This is a genomic window from Lacticaseibacillus thailandensis DSM 22698 = JCM 13996 (assembly GCF_001436135.1).
In the GTDB taxonomy this organism is placed as follows: domain Bacteria; phylum Bacillota; class Bacilli; order Lactobacillales; family Lactobacillaceae; genus Lacticaseibacillus; species Lacticaseibacillus thailandensis.
On record NZ_AYZK01000007.1, the window covers coordinates 1 to 20190 of the forward strand.

General features: G+C 56.1%; 18 protein-coding genes. 13 read left to right on the top strand and 5 right to left on the bottom strand.

Annotated features, from left to right (window positions below):
* The 4 genes from FD19_RS08150 to FD19_RS08165 all read left to right on the top strand — a co-directional run.
* The coding region (locus FD19_RS08150; protein ID WP_156639688.1) for a mucin-binding protein at positions 1-1473 on the top strand (1473 nt) is incomplete at its 5' end.
* A 149-nt stretch (positions 1474-1622) separates the two neighbouring features.
* Positions 1623-2288 (top strand): NAD(P)H-dependent oxidoreductase, encoded by a 666-nt coding sequence (locus tag FD19_RS08155; protein WP_056969700.1) that lies wholly within the window; start codon positions 1623-1625, stop codon positions 2286-2288.
* Positions 2288-2491: a hypothetical protein gene (locus tag FD19_RS08160; RefSeq protein ID WP_054750776.1), complete on the top strand. Its 204-nt coding sequence runs from the start codon at positions 2288-2290 to the stop codon at positions 2489-2491. Before FD19_RS08155 ends, FD19_RS08160 begins: the two co-directional genes overlap by 1 nt.
* A 46-nt stretch (positions 2492-2537) precedes the next feature.
* The gene (locus tag FD19_RS08165; RefSeq protein ID WP_054750775.1) at positions 2538-3056 is read left to right on the top strand and encodes a DUF308 domain-containing protein; all 519 of its coding nucleotides are present in this window, start codon (positions 2538-2540) and stop codon (positions 3054-3056) included.
* Between the two features lie 51 nt (positions 3057-3107).
* Here the strand turns inward: FD19_RS08165 and FD19_RS08170 are convergent, their stop codons facing one another.
* From FD19_RS08170 to FD19_RS08180, 3 genes are all read right to left on the bottom strand, one after another.
* On the bottom strand, positions 3108-3848 hold the full coding sequence (locus tag FD19_RS08170) for a C39 family peptidase (protein WP_056969702.1): 741 nt from the start codon (positions 3846-3848) through the stop codon (positions 3108-3110).
* 115 nt (positions 3849-3963) lie between these two features.
* Positions 3964-4575, bottom strand: coding sequence for a C39 family peptidase (locus tag FD19_RS08175; RefSeq protein ID WP_235804152.1), 612 nt, complete (start codon positions 4573-4575; stop codon positions 3964-3966).
* Between the two features lie 363 nt (positions 4576-4938).
* Positions 4939-6114: an MDR family MFS transporter gene (locus FD19_RS08180; RefSeq protein ID WP_235804149.1), complete on the bottom strand. Its 1176-nt coding sequence runs from the start codon at positions 6112-6114 to the stop codon at positions 4939-4941.
* Positions 6115-6438: 324 nt separating this feature from the next.
* On the opposite strand from FD19_RS08180, the gene FD19_RS08185 reads away from it, so the two are divergent.
* The 8 genes from FD19_RS08185 (at position 6439) to FD19_RS08220 (ending at position 15792) form a co-directional block, all read left to right on the top strand.
* Entirely contained in the window at positions 6439-7350 is a 912-nt protein-coding gene (locus FD19_RS08185; protein WP_056969708.1) for a hypothetical protein, read from the top strand.
* Positions 7343-8401 carry a hypothetical protein gene (locus FD19_RS08190; protein ID WP_054750770.1) on the top strand — a complete coding sequence of 353 codons (1059 nt, stop codon included), beginning with the start codon at positions 7343-7345 and terminating at the stop codon, positions 8399-8401. The genes FD19_RS08185 and FD19_RS08190 overlap by 8 nt, the downstream gene beginning before the upstream one ends.
* Before the next feature lie 283 nt (positions 8402-8684).
* Positions 8685-9497 carry a bifunctional hydroxymethylpyrimidine kinase/phosphomethylpyrimidine kinase gene (gene thiD / locus FD19_RS08195; RefSeq protein WP_054750769.1) on the top strand — a complete coding sequence of 271 codons (813 nt, stop codon included), beginning with the start codon at positions 8685-8687 and terminating at the stop codon, positions 9495-9497.
* A 209-nt stretch (positions 9498-9706) separates the two neighbouring features.
* Positions 9707-10699, top strand: a complete 993-nt coding sequence (locus FD19_RS08200) for a LacI family DNA-binding transcriptional regulator (protein ID WP_082619539.1) — start codon at positions 9707-9709, stop codon at positions 10697-10699.
* Positions 10700-10726: 27 nt separating this feature from the next.
* Positions 10727-11899 (top strand): galactokinase, encoded by a 1173-nt coding sequence (locus FD19_RS08205; protein ID WP_056969712.1) that lies wholly within the window; start codon positions 10727-10729, stop codon positions 11897-11899.
* 87 nt (positions 11900-11986) lie between these two features.
* Positions 11987-13453: a UDP-glucose--hexose-1-phosphate uridylyltransferase gene (locus FD19_RS08210; protein WP_054750767.1), complete on the top strand. Its 1467-nt coding sequence runs from the start codon at positions 11987-11989 to the stop codon at positions 13451-13453.
* Positions 13454-14924: 1471 nt separating this feature from the next.
* Positions 14925-15284 carry an iron-sulfur cluster biosynthesis family protein gene (locus FD19_RS08215; RefSeq protein WP_054750766.1) on the top strand — a complete coding sequence of 120 codons (360 nt, stop codon included), beginning with the start codon at positions 14925-14927 and terminating at the stop codon, positions 15282-15284.
* A gap of 88 nt (positions 15285-15372) precedes the next feature.
* Positions 15373-15792 (top strand): GNAT family N-acetyltransferase, encoded by a 420-nt coding sequence (locus FD19_RS08220; RefSeq protein ID WP_056969714.1) that lies wholly within the window; start codon positions 15373-15375, stop codon positions 15790-15792.
* Positions 15793-15857: 65 nt separating this feature from the next.
* Here the strand turns inward: FD19_RS08220 and FD19_RS08225 are convergent, their stop codons facing one another.
* Complete coding sequence (locus tag FD19_RS08225) at positions 15858-16889, bottom strand: zinc-binding alcohol dehydrogenase family protein (protein ID WP_056969716.1); 1032 nt, start codon at positions 16887-16889, stop codon at positions 15858-15860.
* Positions 16890-17189: 300 nt separating this feature from the next.
* Between FD19_RS08225 and FD19_RS08230 the strand changes: the two genes are divergently transcribed.
* Positions 17190-17600, top strand: coding sequence for a hypothetical protein (locus FD19_RS08230; RefSeq protein ID WP_054750763.1), 411 nt, complete (start codon positions 17190-17192; stop codon positions 17598-17600).
* Between the two features lie 39 nt (positions 17601-17639).
* On the opposite strand, the gene FD19_RS08235 is transcribed toward FD19_RS08230, so the two are convergent.
* Positions 17640-20177 carry an excinuclease ABC subunit UvrA gene (locus FD19_RS08235; RefSeq protein ID WP_054750762.1) on the bottom strand — a complete coding sequence of 846 codons (2538 nt, stop codon included), beginning with the start codon at positions 20175-20177 and terminating at the stop codon, positions 17640-17642.
* Between the last annotated feature and the right edge of the window lie 13 nt (positions 20178-20190).

Here is a 20190-nt window from a genome sequence, read left to right on the forward strand (position 1 = left end):
ACGGCAACGGAGACTGTACGCTTTATCAATGGTTACACGGGGGCAACGGTTGCACCAAGCAAGACGGCGACGATCACGTACCACCGTATAGCCAAAGTTGATGTAGCTAATGGCACTGTTACCTATGGTGCTTGGACAGCTGATGGTAGCGATACGTTTGCGGCGGTACCAGCAGCGACGAAAGCAGGCTTAACGCCAGACCAAACGGAAGTGCCAGCACTAGTTGATGACACCGCTGCCGATGTGACGTTAACGGTTTACTATTACCCGACGGTAATTACGGTCAACCCGCAGGTACCAGCTGGTAGCGACCCAACGGAAGTTGTCCCGCAAAAGCCAGGTGCCCCGGTTGATCCGGATAACGATCAAAGTCCAAAGTATCCAGCAGGACTGGACACCAACGATTTGAACCGGACAGCAACGGAAACCATCCGTTACGTGAACGCAACGGGACAGACGGTCGCACCTAACAAGGTACAGTCTGTAGACTTCACTCGCACGGCCGATGTTGATTTGAGTACTGGTATAGTCACTTATGGTGAATGGACACCAGCAAGTGGCAACGGCAACTTTGCTGCCGTTACTAGTCCGACAGTACCAGGCCTGACGCCTGACCGGACAACGGTAGACGCTATGACCGACGAGGGCCCATTCCCTGTCAGTCTGGTGGTCACCTACTACCCAACGGATCAGGAGGTCACGGTCGACAACCCGAAGACCCCTAGTGACCTACTCAATCCAAGTAATCCGGATAGTCCGCACTACCCGAGTGGCTTGACTGATAGCGACCTGGAGAAAGTTGCCACGCGGACCGTGCACTTTGTTGATGGTGCTGGTCGGACGGTCGCACCGGATGTGGTCGAAACCATTAGCTACCAGCGGACCGCAACGGTTGATTTCAGTCAGCCGGATAATCCACAAGTAGCGTATGGCGCCTGGGTAGCAGTAGGTTACAACGGTTTCGACGCTGTGCAGGTGCCAAGTGTCGCTGGTATGACTCCTGACCGCACACTGGTTCCGGCGCTGACGTTTACGGGCGCTGCCGCTAATACCACGGTGATTGTGGTGTACCATGCAGCGGCTAGTCGGCTCCCAGAAACTGGCGGTACAACCAGCACGCCGCACCGCCTACCAAGCACTGGTGGGGCAGTTACCACGTCTAACCACAGGCCAAGTACCGGTGTAGCGACCGCACCGCACCGGTTGCCAAGTACCGGCGGGTCCACCACGGCACACAGTTACGTGCACGTGCGTCACGCAACGACCACGACGCGGGACACCACGCCAATTGGCAGTACGACTCCTGTTGGTGACGGTAATACCGCTACCGCCGGACACAAATTACCAGGAACGGGGCGGACACTACCGCAAACCAGTGATGAACACGAGTCAACCATGGCCTCCCTGGGTCTGACTATTCTGGGTATGTTACTAGGATTGGTCGGCTACAAGAAGCGTCGCGATGACGAATAATAGCGTGTATACACGCAAAGAGCACCGTTGTGAGCAACCTAATTGGGCCGCGCACAGCGGTGCTTTCTTGCGCTCCGATTCCGGCGTGCTGGAGCCTGTAGGCGGACAAATGCTACAATATGGCTGACAAAGACGATGGGGGTGCCGCAATGCAAACATTAATTATCGTGAGCCATCCAGACATTGATGGCAGTACGAGCCAGGCATTTTTGCGCGCCACGGCTGCATTGGAACCACACACTGAGTGGGTGCATCTTGATGGCCTGGAACCAGCGGCACGCCACCAACTGTGGTCGCGCGTACAGGCAGCCGACCGTATCATCTTTCAATTTCCGTTGTACTGGTACGGTGCTCCGGCAAGTCTGTGGGCCTGGCTGGATGACGAATGGACCGACCACCAAGTTAGTGCGGCCCGGGCCGGCGAGTTGCGCGGTAAGGCGCTAGGGTTGGTCGTGACGACTGGCCATCCCAGCGCCGCATTTCGGGTCGGTGGGAGCGAAAACGTTACGCTTGACCAGTTGATGGTGCCATTTTGGTCGTTGGCGCGCAAAGCTGCGATGGTGCCGTTACCCGCACTGTACATCAATGACTTTGCGCATCAAAGCGACGCTGCGCGCGCCCAAACGTACATCCAGTACCGCCAGCTACTCAGCATGCCCCATCCTGGGGCACCCGCGGAACTGGCCGCGTGGTTTGCTCAGCGGGCTCGGGCGTTGGGCGATGAGCTGACGGCCACGGAGCTGACTGACCGGGATGATGAGCTCGCTCAGTTACGGGGAGTCGTGGGTGATTTACGGCGAGGAGATGACGACTGATGGATGACGTGGAAGCACAAGCCCAGGCGGAACGCACCGCGTGGCTACTTGAACGCACACAACAACAGGCACAACGGGCGCAGCGTTACCCTGATCAACTGTTTTGGCGGGCGTGCGCCAACTTTGTTCGCCAACAGGACCACGCGTTGACCATGGCGCGCGGTGAGGTCGATGGCCGTACCTGGGATCACGAACAATGGTAGAATTATATTAGTAAATTAATAATCGTCGGCTAAGGGAGGTACACAAATGCAAAGTAGTTCACGTGGACAGGGCATGGGGCCCAGCATCAGCGCGGCAATTGTCATGCTGGTTTTGGGGTTGGTCATTGCGATTGCGCCCCACCTGGTCTTCAACAGTAGCGTGGCTGTGATTGGCTTGTTACTGTTGGTCCTCGGGGTGTACCAGCTCGTGATGGCGCTACGCCACCGTGGAGGTAGCCTGTATGGTGGGGTGATTCTCATTGTGCTGTCGCTGCTGGCTGAGGGGCTAGCGACGATTTTAATCAGTATTCTCCCCTTCTTCCTGGGGGTACTGTTGATTCTGTTTGGCATCTACAAAATTCGCGTGGCTACGGCTGACCGTCAGTACGTTAACGTGCCGGCGTGGCCGTCGGTAACTTATGGTGTGCTGATTATCATTGCGGGGGCGGTGCTACTGCTTAACCCGTTTGGTACGGCGATGTTGGCCTTCCGGTTTTTCGGTGCTTACCTCATCGTGATGGCGCTACTCGAGTGCGCGGACTGGTTTCGTTCCCGCCAACACTAGCAACCAACAAAAATGACGATCCGCGTGCAACGGGTCGTCATTTTTGTTTACCTATTTGGTTTTAGTTTGGTTGATGTAGATGGCTTGGCGCCCCATCTGTTTATACGCGGCGGCAAAGTCGTGCCAGTTCACGGCCTGATTCTTTTGCCCGTACGGGTTGTTGATGTAGATCAGCTTTTTGGCCCGGTTGTAGCCGGTGATAACGACGCTATGCTGCGAATAGGTGACCTTGATGGTGCCTTGCGGCGTGTGCCATTTCTGGAAGTCCTCGACTTTGGCAAAGGTAGCGGTAGTAATCGTCCACACGGGGTGGCCCGTCGACAGTGCGCGGATGACGGCACTAAACTTGCTGCCGGAGATATCGGTGACGTGGTGGGTATACTTCCGTGCAAGCTTGGCAATGGGCCCGTGGTACACGCCGAGCCCAGGCGTGTCGCCGCTAACGGAGCCGACAAAACCGACGTTGGGGTTACCGTGTTCGCCGTTGTCATACGTGAGCGGTACCGTCTTAATGGCGTTGGCCAGGTCGTTCTTGGTGACGTTGTGACCGTAGTACTGAAGTAGCATTGCTAACGAGGTGACTTCACAACCGTTATACAAAGTGGGGGAATCCATCTGGTCAATCAACGGTACGTTATATTTAACGTGCCGTTTGAGCGGTGTGGTGCTAACTTTGTGCGTTGGTGAGCTGTTATTATTATCGTGGCTAGTATACTGGTGTACCACAAGGACGCCAGCAACGGCCAGCAAGACGATGATGGCTGTTACCAGCAGACGAACGGGATGTTTCATGAAAATGCCTCATTTTTAGTAAGCTAGTACCCAGCCTAGCACAAAAACGCGCCCGGGGGACCACGAACGCGTTGAAAAATTGTTAAAATGGATGATTGTCATACGTGCTATCACGTTATTTAATATAAATAGCCTGCTGACCCATCTGGTTGTATGCGGCCTGGAACTTGTCCCAACTGACGGCTTTGTCCTTATGCCCATACGGGTCATTAACGTAGATCAGTTTCTGGGTGCGGTCGTAACCGGTGATGACCACACTATTCATGGAGTAGGTAACCTTAATGTGTCCTTGCGGGGTCGTCCACCGTTGCCAATCGTGAACGGGAGCAAAGGAGGTTGTGGTAATCGTCCACACCGGGTGGCCCGTGGCCAGCACCCGGATAACCTGGTCAAAGCTGCTTCCGGACATGTCGACCGCGTGGCTGGTGTATTGCCGGGCTAACCGCATCATAGGGTGGTGATAGGCACCCAGGCCATAACTATCCCCAGACACGGAGCCGACAAACCCAACGTTCGGGTTGCCATGGTCCCCGTCAGCAAAGAGCCACGGGACCCGCGGCACGTTCGCGGCCAACGTGTTTTTGGTTTCGTGGTAACCATAATATTGGAGTAGCATGGCCAACGCGGTGACTTCGCTGCCATTGGCTAAGGATGGTGCCGTACCTTTGCGAATCAAGGGCACATCCATGCGCACGTGTTCCTGTACCGGCACGATGCCAGCGTTCACCAATCACTGATAAACGTCCAGTTTATACGCACCAAATACCGCCAGAATAACGACTCCCAGGATGATCATGCCGTGTAAAATCTTCTTCATGGGTCTCCCGTCCCTTACTTTATTTCTAACGTCAAGGTAACGCATTATCGGGGTGCATGCAGGTGCACGTGGCGGAAAATTATAAAGTCTTTACATTTAGTTAGTCAGCAATATAGTGGGTGCCGTCGGGGGGATGCCCACCGAATAAATTTATCTACGCACACGCTAAATGGGCCCGTGACCAGCCAGCTTGCAGGATGGTCACGGGCCCAAGAATCCGTTGATCAAATTGGTTACTATTAGCCAGTCATGCCGCCACCAGAGGACGACTAGCTAGTCGGCTTGACTGGGTTGCCGCCACGTCCGGTTGATTACGGCATGGATGCAAGCCACAATCGTAATGACGACCGTCGCTGCGACAAACAGCACGCGGTACGAACTACCATCAATAATAATTGCGCCGACCAGTGGGCCGAGGGCACGGCCACTGGCAGCACAGCCCTGGACAAAGCCCTGGTAGCGGCCCTTCTGGGTTTCAGGGGCAAAGCGGTCCACGTAGGTCGAGATGGCTGGTAGCGCCGTAATCTCCCCCAAAGTGAGGATGGTCATCGACGCGACGAACATGCCGTAGTGGTGCGCAACGATCAGCAGCGGGAAGCTGACCGCCAGTAGGGCGATGCCGCTGTAGATGCGACCGTTAAGGTGCCGTGACAACCAATCGTCAAAAAAGGTGAGGACAGGCTGAAAGGTCACGATCAGGACGGCATTAATGGTCCACAGGAAGCTATAGTCACGCACCTTGAGGCCCATGCCCAACATGTACGCCGAGATGTTACTGTTCCACTGCTCGTAGAAGAGCCACACGATGACCAGCGTCGTCAGGACGGTGATCACTGGCAGGGCCAGGTGGACGCGCGCCTTGGCACTGGCGCCAGGAACGGCGTGCCGTGGCTGCGCGAGCCCACGATACTCGCTGAACCAAATGACGAACAGTAGCAGGTACATGGCGAATGCGAGGGCAAAAACGATGGTGATTCCTAGTGGCAATACGAAACCGACCGCCAGGGTGCCAAACACCAGGCCCAGATTACTGGTGAAGTACAGAACGTTAAAGACGTAGCTGGACGTATGGTTTTGAATGCGGGTGGCAAAGCCGTTGATAGCCGTCATCACGATGCCACTGCCAAACCCACTGATGACGAGGAAAATCGGGTAGGCTGGCCAGGCGTGAAACGGGACGAGGAGCCCCGTAGCGGTGGTGACCAGAATTACCCCAATCAGCATGGTGCGGTCTTCCCGCCAGCGGTCGAACATGCGGCCACCGATGATGTTGCCCACCACTTGGGCCATGGAGTTAAAGAAGAGGACGATACCGGCAGTGGTGAGCGTTTCGCCTAAGTATTGGTGCATATAGATAGTAGTTAATGGCCAAATAAAGCTGGCCCCCGTGTTGGTGATCAAGTAACCCAGAAATAACCACTTTAGTTTAAGTTCGCGTTGAGTTGACACTACCGCCACTTCCCTTCTACATAACCATTCCGTAGGCTAGTATATATGTCCGTTTAGCGATTTGGCTACCCGGATGAGCAAATGATGGGCAACCCATGGGCAGTTTACTCATTTCGTCCTGCCGTTTAGGTGGGTGGCGGTTCTTGCTCCGTGTCCAGGCGGAATTAAATGACAACCCTCCTGGTGGTCGGTGACGTGACCGTGATTCAACATTGGGTGAGCGGGGGCAAGTCCGCGTCGTTACGGGCAGTTTGTGCTTGTCATCACGTGGAGTTGCGGTAAAATGGTGTTATTAGAACAATAAGAATAATGGGGTATAAAAACATGTCAGTAGAAACGAGCCTCAAATACCAACAAGATTTTTTCGAGCACTTTGCCGCTGCGTGGGCGGACCAGTCCACGTACCGTATTTATCAGGGTATTGATAACACGGCCGCGAATCTGCGACTAGACCCACACGACGTTCCCGGATACATATTGGCGTACGACAAGCAGGCTGAGCAGGAGTTGATGACGTTCCTGCAACAACACCTAGTTAGCTGGTTACGGGACCACATCCCATTTTTTGATGTGACCGACGACGGCCGCGTCTTCTTTGGTGACTGGTATCACCGGCGTCAATTTGGGCGGTTGGACGTCATTAACCGCACGATTTTGCACCAAACGGATGACCAGCGCGCCATCATGCCACAGTTGTACGACTTTGCTGACCACCAGGCGACCTACCTGGATGACCAGCTAGAAGATATGCGCCGTAACGTGTACCAGCAGGCCACGGATCTGCATAACCAGCTGGAAACACTGGAAGCCGATCAGGCCGGCGACAGTGAAGCCAGCACGGGCGGCCGGGTCGCCAGCAACGCCGCTAGCAGTAGTGCTAATAATGGTAGCGGGTTGCGAGGACTACTGCGCAACTTTATCGATCCCGATGAACCGGATGGGGATGCCCCGGAGGAACAACCGGTCCGTCCCGCGCGTCAGCCACAACGGCGCGGCAATGGGCTCGACATTAACCGTATCCGTCGGCAGTTTGACCAGGCCAAAGCGGCAGCGGACAAGGCGTTCGATTCCCAGAAGCGGCAGTTACAGGTGGCCGCGGCTGTGACCAACTATGAATACCAAGCAGTGACGAAGGAGTACGACACGGTGGCCGACTTTGCCAACGTCCTAACCAGCATGGCGGATGACTACATGCAGGCACTGAAAGCTGATGAAGGGGGCCAGCACAATGCTTAACCTGAACGATAAGGAAACCATTGAGATCATCACTACGCAGATGGAGGCAGCACAGGCTCGGACCCGAATCACTTTGAAGTACGAGGAACGCGTCAATGATTTCTCCAATAGCGACGTGTGGTCGGCCAACGTGACGGCGCAGACTAACCTGCTCCACGAGTTCACTGAGTTACTGGCAAACAAGCTGGTACAGTCGTTTAACGCAACGGAGGGACTCCACGAAACCGAGTTCATGGATCGGTTCTGGCTTAAAACTAGTGCCGACGATGCGGAACACTCAACTATCACCGCCTTTTTGGCGAACAAGGGCGACAACCACGAGTTGCTCAGCATCGTGAACCCGCTGAGTACGGACGGTTACCTCCAGGCGACGGATCTACCAACGTTGTTGCAGATCACAGCACAGGATGGCCCCAAAGTTGATTACACTGAGGCCGAACTGAAGGCGCTCAGTGCGTTGACGAAAGCCTTGTACGCCACGGGGTACCGGTTCCGTGGCGTGGATGAGACGGTTTTGCAGCCGGTGGCGGGCCTCACCTTTGGCACCAAGTTCGACAATGCCGCCCCGCTGACCAACAGCGCGACGATCACGGAGCCGGGCAACGTGCGGCTGTTTGTGGAAACCGATGACCCGGTTGCCAGTTTCCACGTGTACGACGACGAGGGCCATGACTGGATGGACCTGGGTGCGGCCTCTGAGCCAGGCAACGGCTTGGCCTGGGAATCCACGACGATTCCCGACGAGCTGGTGGGCAGTAACTTGACCCTGTCGGTTAACGTCCACAGTGATCAGAACGTGCCAGCACTGGACGAACTGTTCGTCACGGCCGCGAACAACGCGGTCTTGATGCGCGAAACCGACCGGGAAGGCCAGTACGTCTTAGCCCTTCCCGACCACAACGATTTGACGGTGACGGTCGATGCTGAGCAGGGCAACATCTCGCTGGGCTACCCGGACGCCACGGTGCAGGTGCTAGAGTTAGTACACAACTACCCGTTCTTGGGCACCTGGTTGCGGGGTGTGCTCCCCAAGCGGCCCGCGTTTAACTAAGCACGGTTGTTAACGCCAGGATGAGCGGATTTCATCCTGTTTCAGCAGAACATGACTATCTTTTCACGGCAGGGCGGCGTATTATCGACGTAAGTCCTGCCGTTTTTGTTTGAGGGGAAGCGGCCAGGTGAGCAGACCAAGCCGACATTGACGCAGCGTCTTACTCGTTTGGCACCCGCAATGTGGAGGACGCGACGGTCTACCCGCTGGACGTTGGCGGTAAGTAATAATCACCAACCAAGTAACGAGATATCTTGATTAATGTCTAGGAGGTTTGTGCACAATGGCAAATGAGTATCCTCAGGTAATGGTAATTGGTGGATCCGACAGTGATGGTTCCGCGGGAATCGAGGCGGACCTGCACAGTTTCTTCATGCGTGGCGTATACGGTACGGTGGTCTTGACCGCCGCGGTGGCTGGTAATTCGTACGGGATCCACGATAGTGTCACGATGCCACTTAAATTTATTAGTAACGAATTCAAGGATCTGGCGGATGATTTACACGTGCGCGCAGCTAAGACCGGGATGTTAGCAGATGCTGACTTGATCAACACCGTTGCGGATAACTGGGAAAAGTATGACTTTGGCAAGCTAGTGTTGGATCCGGTCATTGTGACCAAGCACGGCAACTTGCTGCTAGAAGCGGATGCCTTGGCGACGTTAAAGTCCCGGCTGATTCCGCTAGCTGACGTGATGACGCCGAACTTTTACGAGGCGGAGCACCTGGTCGGCCGTAAGCTGACGAGCAAAGCTGACATCGAACAGGCGGCGCATGAGCTGCAGCAAATGGGGGCCAAGAACATCTTGCTCAAGGGTGAACGTGTCGGTGGTGACCAAACTACGGTTGATGACTTTGTGCTGCTGGAAGACGGCAAGACCTTCTGGTTGCCCGCCCAGTTCTTCGATACGGATCGGCGTAACGGGACCGGCGATACGGTCAGTGCGGTGATTGCCGCGGAACTGGCTAAGGGTACGGACGTGGAGAGTGCGATTCGTATCGCCCGTGCGTTCGTGACGAACGCAATTGGCCACGAAATTGCGGTGGGTCATAAGTTTGGGCCCATCAACCACTGGGCGAACGATCCGGCCTTCTAGTTTCATTGCAATGGACACGATAGATAATAGTAGAAAGTCTGCGCCAGTGTTGGTGCAGGCTTTTTTGGTCCCGTTATCTAGGGTCCACAGTGCTGTTGAGGATGAACCAGTGGAAGGGGACGACACATGTAGTAAAAATTTACCATTTTTAGTAAAGAAAGGGTTTACATTTTACCTGTAACCAGTTACATTGAACTTGTCAGCAGGAGGTGAGGGTCATCGCAACGTTGAAGGATATTGCGACCCGGGCGGACGTGTCGGTTGCGACCGTGTCCCGGGTACTGAGTGGAGATACTACCCTGTCAGTGGGTGCGGACACCCGGCAGCGCATCTTTGCCGCCGCTGAAGCGCTGAACTACACCAAACACCAGCGGCACCAAGGTGTCCATCGCGGTACGGTGGCCGAAATGCTGTGGTATACGGAAGCCCAGGAGGATGGTGACTTGTACTACCGATCGATCCGTTGGGGCGTGGAGAGCCAGCTCGCCCAACTAGGGTACCAACTGTTACGGGTGTTTCCCGGTGACGCGCTGCCTCATGGGCGTGCCCTAGTGGGGATGGTGGCTGTCGGTAAGTATAGCGACGACCAGTTGACGACATTTCGGGCGCTGGGGCTACCGTTAGTGGTGGTTGATCAAGACGTGTTGACGCGGGAAATTGCTTGCGTGGTGCCCGACTTTGCGGGCCCCATTACCGCGCTGGCACAACGCTTGGTGGCGGTGGGGCACACACGTATCGGCATGCTTGCGGGTCAAGAATATACTACCGACCATGTGGCCCTGCACGACCCGCGGCCGCAACTATTTACCAGCAACGTGGTGGCCGCCGGCGGCACCGAGCCGCTGGTCGCGGTCGGTGAGTTTACGACCGAAAGCGGGTACGCCACGATGCGGCAGTTGGTGCAGACCACCCCGCGCGCCCAGCTGCCCAGTGCTTTCTTTGTGGCTAACGACACCATGGCGATTGGGGCTATCAAAGCCTTACAGGAGGCGGGCCTCCGGGTTCCCCAAGACGTGACCATCGTGGGCTTTGACGATCTCGCCATTGGTCGTTACCTCACGCCGGCGTTGAGTACGGTGCACGTCGCCACGCAGGAGCTGGGACAGGTGGGTGTGCAGCAATTGCACGCGCTGATTACCGGGCAGGTGCGCACCCCCACGCGCACCACGTTGGCCAGTACGTTGGTTGAACGACAAAGTTGATGACGAACATTTATGGAGGATGACATCATGGATACAGCAACACTTACGAGTGGCTTCACACAGCAATTTGGTCATGCCGCGGACGCCATGTTCTTCGCGCCGGGCCGTATTAACCTAATTGGTGAATATACCGACTTCAATGGCGGGCACGTCTTTCCTTGTGCCATTAGTTTGGGTACGTACGCTGCGGTTGGTACTAACGACCAGCAGGCGCTGCGGTTATACTCCGCTAACTTTGCGGACCAGGGCGTACTGACGGTGCCACTAGCTCAGCTGGACACACCCAAAGACGGGCGGTGGACCGACTACGCCAAGGGTATGGCCCGCGAGCTGGTAGCCCACGGGGCCAAGTTTGACCACGGGTTGGATATTTACATATACGGTAACTTGCCAAACGCGGCGGGGTTGTCGTCATCCGCTTCGTTGGAGATGTTGATGGGGACGATTTTGCAGGATACCTTTGACTTGCACTTCTCCCGCGTCGAGCTGGTGAAGATGGGTCAGCTAGTGGAAAATAACTATATCGGCGTTAACTCGGGCATCATGGACCAGTTTGCCGTGGAAATGGGTGAGGCCAACCACGCGGTGTTCCTGGACACCAACACGTTACAATACGCGTCGGTGCCGTTGGACCTGCAGGATAACGTGATCTTGATCATGAACACCAACAAGCGGCGGGAGCTGACGGACTCCAAGTACAACGAGCGGCGCAGTGAGTGCGAGGAGGCCTTGGCACGGTTGCAAAAGCAACTGGACATTAAGACGTTGGGCGACCTTGATGGTGACACCTTCGATGAATACAGTTACTTGATTTATGATGACACCCTGATTCGGCGGGCGCGCCACGCGGTGGTGGAAAACCAGCGGACTTTGCGTGCCACGAAGGCCCTACAGGCCGGAGATTTGGCTACGTTTAGTCGCTTGGTCTCCGCTTCCGGGGTCAGTCTGGCGTACGACTTTGAAGTGACCGGCCTCGAGCTGGATACCTTGGTCACTACCGCGCTCCAGCAACCTGGTGTGCTCGGTGCCCGGATGACGGGGGCCGGTTTTGGGGGTTGCGCTATTGCCATCGTGGCCAAAGATGCAGTGGCTGCCGTGCAGGCCGCGGTTGGGCAGCGTTACCGTGAGGTGGTCGGTTATGATGCCGACTTTTACGTCGCCGAAGTGGCTGACGGGGCCCACAAACTCGCGGATAAGTGAGCCAGAGTGCGTGACGAGTAAGAACGGACGCGGCGCATTGCCGGTGGCGACTTTGCGCGCCTGGAGCAATACGACGGGGAGGATACAATGACGACTGCAGTTGACCGACACATTGATTACGTTTTAGCAACGAACACGCAGTATACGCCCATGGACCGGGTATATTTGACCAACCGGATCCTGGCGTTGGTGGGTGATGCCGCGGCGGACGTAGCGGGGGCAGATGCCCCGCTCACCAACCTTGACCGGCTGGTGGCTGCGGGGGTCACCAATCAGGTAGTGACGGATACGCAGTCGGCCCGCGCCATCGTGGCAGCCCAATTAATGGACTTGGCTACGCCCACACCGAGTGCAACTAACGCGCGGTTTTGGGCGGAATACCAGCACTCACCCCAGGCGGCGACGGACTGGTTCTACCGGCTATCCCGTGCTAACAATTACATCCAGACCCGAGCGATTGCGCGCAACGTGGCCTTCAAAACTCCGACCGAGTTTGGCGACCTCGAAATTACCATTAACCTGTCGAAGCCGGAGAAGGATCCCAAGGACATCGCGGCGGCGGCGCACCAGCAACGTAATGGCTATCCGGCCTGCCAGTTATGCCTGGAAAACGAGGGTTACGCGGGTCGGGCTGATTTTCCGGCGCGGGCTAACCATCGGGTGGTTCGGTTCAACCTGGGTGGTCACACCTGGGGGTTCCAGTACTCGCCGTACGCATACTTTAACGAGCACGCTATTTTTCTGGATGCTGTGCACGAACCCATGCATATTGGCGCCCAAACATTTACCAACTTGTTGGACATCGTGACGTGGTTACCGCACTACTTTGCCGGGTCCAACGCCGACCTGCCCATTGTGGGGGGATCAATGCTGGCACACGAGCACTATCAGGGCGGCCGGCACACGATGCCGATGGCGGTCGCGACCACCGACCAACCGTTTACGCTAGGGGCTTTTCCGGACGTCCAGGCGGCGGTCGTTAAGTGGCCGATGAGTGTTATCCGGTTGACGTCCAGTGAGCGGACCCAGTTGGCGGCTGCGGCCGAGCATATCCGCGCGGCGTGGGCAGACTACACCGATGACGCGGTAGATGTACGGGCCGTCGGTGCAGACGGTACACGCCACCACACCGTGACGCCGATTGCACGGCGTGTCGGGGATGATTACCAGTTAGATATCGTGTTGCGGGATAACCAAACCTCAGCACAGTATCCGGATGGCATCTTTCACCCACATCAGGACGTTCAGCACATTAAGAAGGAAAACATCGGCCTCATTGAGGTGATGGGGCTGGCCATCCTGCCGGCACGGTTATTACCAGAACTGGCGGAAGTCCGTAAGTACCTGCTGGGCCAGCCTAACCAGATGGCCGCGATGCATAAGCCATGGGCTGATCAGTTGCGGACGCAGTTTACTTGGACTGCGGCCAACGCGCAGACGCAGTTACAGCAAGCTGTAGGTCACGTCTTTGCCCGGGTTCTGGCCGATGCCGGTGTATTCAAGCGTGATGCGGCGGGACACGCCGCGTTTGGGCGCTTTATTGCGACGCTGTGAAGTGAATGATGACGTGTTTGTCGCCGGTAGATTGAAAGACGGACTAGCAACCGTTGTTCCCTTTGGGGATGGTTGCTAGTCCGTCTTTTGGCTTTGATAGGGTCAGCAAAGGGGTCGTGGTCATGGGTGCTTGGATCGGCGGGTGCTGAGGCTGGGAGTGGCAGGGAGTGAGTGTTATAGCTGGCTAGTTATAATTGTTTCTATGTTCGTTCGACAATCGATATGTATCGGGTTACGGTCTCTCGGCTGAGCTGGCGCGCAGCCTCCGAGTGGCAGAGAGTAAGTGCTAAAGCAAGCTAGTTGTAATTTGTTAGTATGTTCGTTCTGACTGCGGACAGCTATCGGGCTGCAGTCTCTCGGCTGAGCTCCGCGCAGCCTCCGAGTGGCGACGAGTACGCCCTAAAGGGCTACTCNAGAGTAAGTGCTAAAGCAAGCTAGTTGTAATTTGTTAGTATGTTCGTTCTGACTGCGGACAGCTATCGGGCTGCAGTCTCTCGGCTGAGCTCCGCGCAGCCTCCGAGTGGCGACGAGTACGCCCTAAAGGGCTACTCGTTGCTCAAAAAATAAGCCCCGTCGCGAAGGCGGGGCCTCAAATGAGGGAGGTGTGGGATCTGGGAATCCCACAGTTATGAAGAAGAGGTAGTAGATGAGGTTCTGGGTTCCTCATCTCTACAAAAAATATAATAGTCGGTAAATGTGAAGATTTTGCGTTAGTTTCATTGCTAATTTGGGATAAAGGGCGTAGGGTGCAAAGAATGATGACGACACAGGAGGCTAGTGGAAGGCAGTTGCAATTCGTCATGTTGTGTTTTTACACGTGACTGACCCACTAACGATCTCGTTCTGGCTGCTAATCAGTATCGGACCACAGTCTCTCGGCTGAGCTGACGCGCAGCCTCCGAGTGGCAGCGAGTACGCCCTAAAGGGTAGTTAGTTTTGCACTGTTACGGTACTCGTTCTGACTGCCGATCGGTATCGGGCTACTGTCTCGTGGCTGAGCTGACGCGCAGCCTCCGAGTAGCAGCGAGTACACCCTAAAGAGTAGTTAGTTTTGCACTGTCACGGTACTCGTTCTGACTGCCGATTGGTATCGGGCCACAGTCTCTCGGCTGAGCTGGCGCGCAGCCTCCGAGTGGCAGGCTCTAAGCGCGGAGCGCTAAGAGCCTGCGCAAAAAAAAGACTGCCGGGGGTTGAGCCGACAGTCCATGGAGTAAGGGTCTGTTGGCCGGCGGGTAAACCGACCAACTATTTTACTTTGGAGGAGTAAAATGAAAAAAAGTTGGGTTGGGTATCGGGATGGGTTTTGCCTCATCTCGATGTTTTTATACTAAAGTCTAATTGTGAAGAAATTGTGACCAAACTCTTACTTACAATTTAAAAGAAAGTAAAGACGCGCAACTTCTTCTGTGGGTTGACTATAAGTGTTGCTTTTGCAATCGCTTTCCGTTATTCTGTGCGTGAGGTGATAATGATGGACATGCGTTTTGATGAAGCAACGAGTAAGTTTATCCAGTCACGGTTGGGCGATAACCACTTGCTCCTCACCTTTGAGGATGGGGTCGGGCCGTATTCCCAGCACGCGATGATGCACATGCAGACCCAGTTTACCGTCAACATTGTGCCGCCTGACGCAGACCTGAGTGATTACGATACCACCGTGGACAGCAACCTCGGTCCTGTATTGGTGAAGGGGTATTCGACCGATTACCTTGACCCGCACCTGTCGCTACACAGTAATAGTAGCGACGGTAGCTGGTCCCTGCATGGAGACGTGGGTGTGCTCGACGATGATGTCCACTTTATCGACTTTGTGACCAATGAACGTAAATGATTTTTTCTAATGAAAATATTAATTAGGGTGGACTTTGTGTGCTTGTGCGGTAGAATCATGACGACTAATAATTTCGGAGGCCGTTTTGATGGTTGAGTATATGTTTGAACGTGGGTTGAATATCCATGAAATTAAGGCACTTTATGGTGGCGCCGGCTGGCAAGCAGAGGCTGACAATGCGGCCAATCTTGCTGAGGGTCTGGCCAATTCCACGGTTATGACTGCGCGGGATGACGGCCGCCTGGTGGGGATGGTGCGTGGCGTATCTGACATGCACACAGTGCTACTGTTGGACCAACTGGTAGTGCTACCCGAATACCAGGAAGACGGCGTTGACGCCCACTTACTGGAAGAAATGATTGATTACTTCCGCCAGGTTGAAAATATCGTGGCAGTAGGCCACGATGCCCACCTGAACCGGTTACTCAAAGAGCAGGGGTTCCATGCTGGCAGTGCGGACACCCCGTGCTTGATCCGGCCTAAGCAGTTGGTAGAAACTGAATTTTAAGGTCCATAAAAAAGGAGCTGTTGGAATGCACGCGTGGTGCGTTTCAGCAGCTCCTTTTGTGTAGCCTAATTCTCGGGTGGAAAGCCACCACTGACCACGGCTTTGCCCGCCATGTGTCCGGTTTCGACCGCCGCGGTGGCTTGCCGCAAGTTGTCTACGGTAATGGGACTGAGGCTCAGCGCCACGTCACTGGTGATGTTGCCTGCTGCTAATAGCGCAACCAAACGCGACAAAATCGCTCCCTGCGTGGTGAGGGCAACCTGGTGGTCCGTTTTGGTAAACATGTACTCAAAGTCGAGGCTGGCCGCTTTGGGTTTGAGCAACGTTACGTCCAGTGGTGCGGTGGGGGTAACCAGGGCGCCCACGTGGCCGAGCGGTGCAACTAACTTGCTAGCAGCGACAATGTAGGGCTCGGTTTGGTGCAGGATTGCCACACCGTTGACCTGGGAGTAACCCGCCTGCTGTACGCTCGCGATGAGGTTATCGTGGTAGTCGATCGGTACGTCAACGTGGTGTTGTGCTAACCACTCAAAGTGGCTGGGACTCGCCGTCGCGATGACCGTTAGACCCGACCAGTGGGCCAGCTGGGACATAATGGAGCCCACGCCGCCGGCCCCGTTAATGATGAGCAAAGTTTGCCCGGCGTTGGCTCCAGCGGCTGGGGTAAAGCCCATCCGTTCAAAGAGGAGTTCCCAGGCCGTCAAACCCACGAGGGGCAAAGCGGCGAGCTCGGCGTCCGTTGGTCCCGCCGGTGCTGGGGCCACGATGCGACTATCTACAGCCTGGAGGTGTTGGTTGGCCCCGGGCCGAGTGGTGGTACCAGCGTACAGGACGCGGTCGCCCGGCTGAAAGTTGGTGACCTGACCACCCACGGCGGTAACGACCCCGGTGGCGTCATATCCTTGAATGGTGGGGGTGTCGGACTCAGAGACGGTGGGGCGTAATTTGGTGTCAATTGGGTTGACGCTAACCGCGTGCACTTCAACAATGAGGTCTTGCAGCCCCGGGGTCGGGGTCGGTAGGGACACTTGCTGCAGTGCGTCTGGGTCGCTCAGTGGTAGGCCGGCGTAAAAGCCGATGCCGTAGTTGTTAGTCATGATGGAATCCTCCTTGAGATGAATTGGTGAGCTGCGCGGGCCATTAGGTCAAAGCACCTTATGCTAACGCTTTTACCCGCGAGGTTTCGCGCTGCTCGTCGAGCTACACAAGGCAAAAAGTTCCGCGTAGCCCACTTCGGCACCGAAGCCAAGCCTGGCCCGCACTGTCGAAGTAAGTTACGCTCCACTTTTTATGCGCCTGGCTCCGCCCCAAAATTATTTAGAACATGTTACAACTCCCGTCTGACTAGTGCGGCGGGGGGCAATCTTTGGTACACTTTGCCTTAGCGAGGTGAAATTATGAGTAAACACGCAGCACATGTAGCCAAAAGTCGGAAAAAGAGTGGGTGGGGCATCGTCATCGCCATGGTGATTGTTGCCGCCATCGTTATCGTTGGTTGCTGGTACGCCACCACCCCCACGTCGTTCATGGAACGGTGGAGCACCATCAGCTTTGGGATTGTCTTCACCTTTAGCATCATGATTCTCACCGTTTTGGATGGTCGCGCCCGTACCCGTGGTGTTCGCTTCTTTGTTGATTGGATCGGCGGCACTGTCCTCCTCGTGTTGGCTCATGTTTACATGATCGGTATCACCTGGGAATGGAAGTTCCTGGGCTACGGCACGTTGGTCATTGCTATCTTGGCTTTGTTCGCCGCCTGGAGCCTCAAGCCGGTTGCAACTAAGAGTGAATTTGAAGAAATTAAGTAAATGCTTTTCCTAACTGGGGCGTCCTGTACGGGACGCCTTTTATTGTACGCCGAAATGCTGGCGGTGGGCGGCCAGGTAGTGGCTGGTATGGCCTTTGTGACTCGCGGCTACTTGGGCAGGCGTCCCGCTAGCGACGATGTGTCCGCCCTCGCTGCCGCCACCTGGCCCTAAGTCGAGGATGTAGTCCGCGTTGGCCAGGACGTCGAGGTCGTGTTCGATGGCCAGCACGGTGCCACCCTGGTCGAGTAGCCGTTGGAAGACGCCCAGCAGGACCTGGACGTCCAGTGGGTGGAGGCCGACTGACGGTTCATCAAAGACGAAGAGGGTACCCTTTTGGCTCCGGCCCATATGTGCGGTCAGTTTGAGCCGCTGGGCTTCACCACCAGACAGGGTTGGGGTACTTTCACCAAGGTGGAGGTAGCCCAGGCCCATATCGTGCAGTGTTTGGAGCGTCTTGGCAATCGCGGGAATGTCAGCCAGCGTCGTCATGGCGTCGTCCACGGACAAGTCGAGCAGGTCGGCAATCGTGTTGCCCTGCCACCGAACCGTGAGCACATCCGGGTTGAACCGCCGGCCGCCACAGGTCGGGCAAGTCTGTTGCATGTCTGGCAGGTACTGGATATCAAGGCTGATGACCCCCGTCCCGCCACAGGTCGGGCAAGCACCAGCTTTGACGTTATATGAAAAGTTGCTGGCGGTGTACCCGCGACGTTGCGCCTCAGGCTGGGAAGCAAAGAGCGCGCGCAGGTTATCGAGAACGTTGGTGTAGGTAGCAACCGTGGAGCGAATGTTTTTGCCCACGGGCGTAGCGTCAATGGCCACCACCCGCCGGAGACCACCGCGTTGCAGGTCCCGCACGAAGCTGGGAGCTGGGTGGTGCTTCGTGGCCGTCAAGGCGGGCACGAGGGCGTCAAACACCAGCGTGGATTTGCCGGCGCCCGAAAAGCCGCTGACGACCGAGAATTGGTTGACCGGGAAATCTGCGTGGACGTTGTGGAGGTTGAACCGGTCCGTCACCGTGAGGCCGAACCGCTTGGTCGCCGGCTGGGTGGTAGCGGTCGCTGTGGGCCGAACCACCAGCTGGGCGGTGCCGTTCAAAAACGGTCCGATCAGTGAGGATGATGCCGCCGCGACGGTTGCTGGCGTGCCCTGGTTGATCAGGTGACCACCACTAGCACCGGCCCCGGGACCAATTTCGAGGACGGTATCGGCAGCTTCGATAATTGCCGTGTCGTGGTCAACAACAACCACCGAGTTGCCCTGCGTAACCAGACTGCGCATGACGTCAATCAGGCCTTGGACGTTCGCAGGATGCAACCCAATGGACGGTTCATCCAGGACGTAGAGGACACCGGTGGTCTTGGTACGTAACGTGCGTGATAACTGAATGCGTTGCAGCTCACCCGTCGATAGGGAGGCGCCGGCACGGGCCAACGTCAGGTAGCCCAGCCCGAGTTCGTCGAGCGACCGCATGATTTGGTCGAGTTCACTAATGATGTCGTGGGCCAGATCCTGCATGTCCGCGGGCAACCAAGTGTAGACCTGGGGGATAAAGTCGTGGAGTTCGGTGAGCGTCAGGTCACTAACTTCCGCGATGTTTTTACCGGCAAGTTGCTGGGTTAACAGTGCCGGCTTAAACCGCGTGCCGTGGCAGGTAGGGCAGGTGCCAAATTCATAGAAGCGGTTCAGGCGGGCAATGGCGCGTTCGTTGGTCGTGGTAGCCATGCTGTCCTCCACGGCGTTAAACGCGTTTTCAAACTGCGCGTTATCCATGTGAAAAATTTTACCCGTCTTGCTGGGGATGTTGATGGCGTACTTTTTCCGTGGCCCGTGCCACACCATGTTCTGTTGTTCTGGGGGCAGGTCCTGGAACGGCGTGTCAATATTGATGCCAATTTGCTCGGCCACGATGTGCATGAAGTTCCGGCCTGGTAACCGCCAGGAAGCCACGGCGCCTTCACGAATGGTTTTAGTGGGGTCCGGAATGAGGCGGTTGGTCGCCAACGTTTTTGCTTGGCCGGTCCCGCCACAGGTTGGGCACGCGCCCGCGGAGTTAAAGGCAAAGTCTTCCGCGGAGTAGGCCTGGAAGTGCACACCACATTCTGGACAAATGATCTCGCCCATGTGGCTTTCACCATCATTGGGCCGGTCCATACTGTGCGCAATGTCGAGCGTCGGCGGGATTTGGTGACCATTGGGGCAGCGTGGTGAGCCTAAGCGGGAGAACATCAACCGAATGACGTTCAGCGCTTCGGTGGTGGTGCCGACGGTCGAGCGGATGCCGGGCACTACGGGTCGCTGTCGCAACGCAATGGCACTGGGAATATGTTCAATAGTATCTACTGCGGCCCGGCTGGTTTGGCCCAACCGGCGCCGGGTATAAGTGGAGAGGGCGCTCACGTACCGACGCATCCCCTCCGCATAAAGTACCCCCATCGCCAACGACGACTTGCCGGAGCCACTGCGACCAGTAACGGCTACCAGTTGGTGGAGGGGAATATCAACGTCGATGTGCTTGAGGTTATTCACGTGCGCCCCCCGCACCATAATGTTTTGTGGAATCGTGTTATGATGCATACATAAACCTTCT

Coding starts and splice junctions, on each gene's coding strand:
- FD19_RS08230 (WP_054750763.1), top strand. CDS start 17,190: ATGAGTAAACACGCAGCACATGTAGCCAAAAGTCGGAAAAAGAGTGGG.
- FD19_RS08220 (WP_056969714.1), top strand. CDS start 15,373: ATGGTTGAGTATATGTTTGAACGTGGGTTGAATATCCATGAAATTAAG.
- FD19_RS08155 (WP_056969700.1), top strand. CDS start 1,623: ATGCAAACATTAATTATCGTGAGCCATCCAGACATTGATGGCAGTACG.
- FD19_RS08235 (WP_054750762.1), bottom strand. CDS start 20,177: ATGCATCATAACACGATTCCACAAAACATTATGGTGCGGGGGGCGCAC.
- FD19_RS08205 (WP_056969712.1), top strand. CDS start 10,727: ATGGATACAGCAACACTTACGAGTGGCTTCACACAGCAATTTGGTCAT.
- FD19_RS08165 (WP_054750775.1), top strand. CDS start 2,538: ATGCAAAGTAGTTCACGTGGACAGGGCATGGGGCCCAGCATCAGCGCG.
- FD19_RS08170 (WP_056969702.1), bottom strand. CDS start 3,848: ATGAAACATCCCGTTCGTCTGCTGGTAACAGCCATCATCGTCTTGCTG.
- FD19_RS08190 (WP_054750770.1), top strand. CDS start 7,343: ATGCTTAACCTGAACGATAAGGAAACCATTGAGATCATCACTACGCAG.
- FD19_RS08215 (WP_054750766.1), top strand. CDS start 14,925: ATGGACATGCGTTTTGATGAAGCAACGAGTAAGTTTATCCAGTCACGG.
- FD19_RS08225 (WP_056969716.1), bottom strand. CDS start 16,889: ATGACTAACAACTACGGCATCGGCTTTTACGCCGGCCTACCACTGAGC.
- FD19_RS08185 (WP_056969708.1), top strand. CDS start 6,439: ATGTCAGTAGAAACGAGCCTCAAATACCAACAAGATTTTTTCGAGCAC.
- thiD (WP_054750769.1), top strand. CDS start 8,685: ATGGCAAATGAGTATCCTCAGGTAATGGTAATTGGTGGATCCGACAGT.
- FD19_RS08210 (WP_054750767.1), top strand. CDS start 11,987: ATGACGACTGCAGTTGACCGACACATTGATTACGTTTTAGCAACGAAC.
- FD19_RS08160 (WP_054750776.1), top strand. CDS start 2,288: ATGGATGACGTGGAAGCACAAGCCCAGGCGGAACGCACCGCGTGGCTA.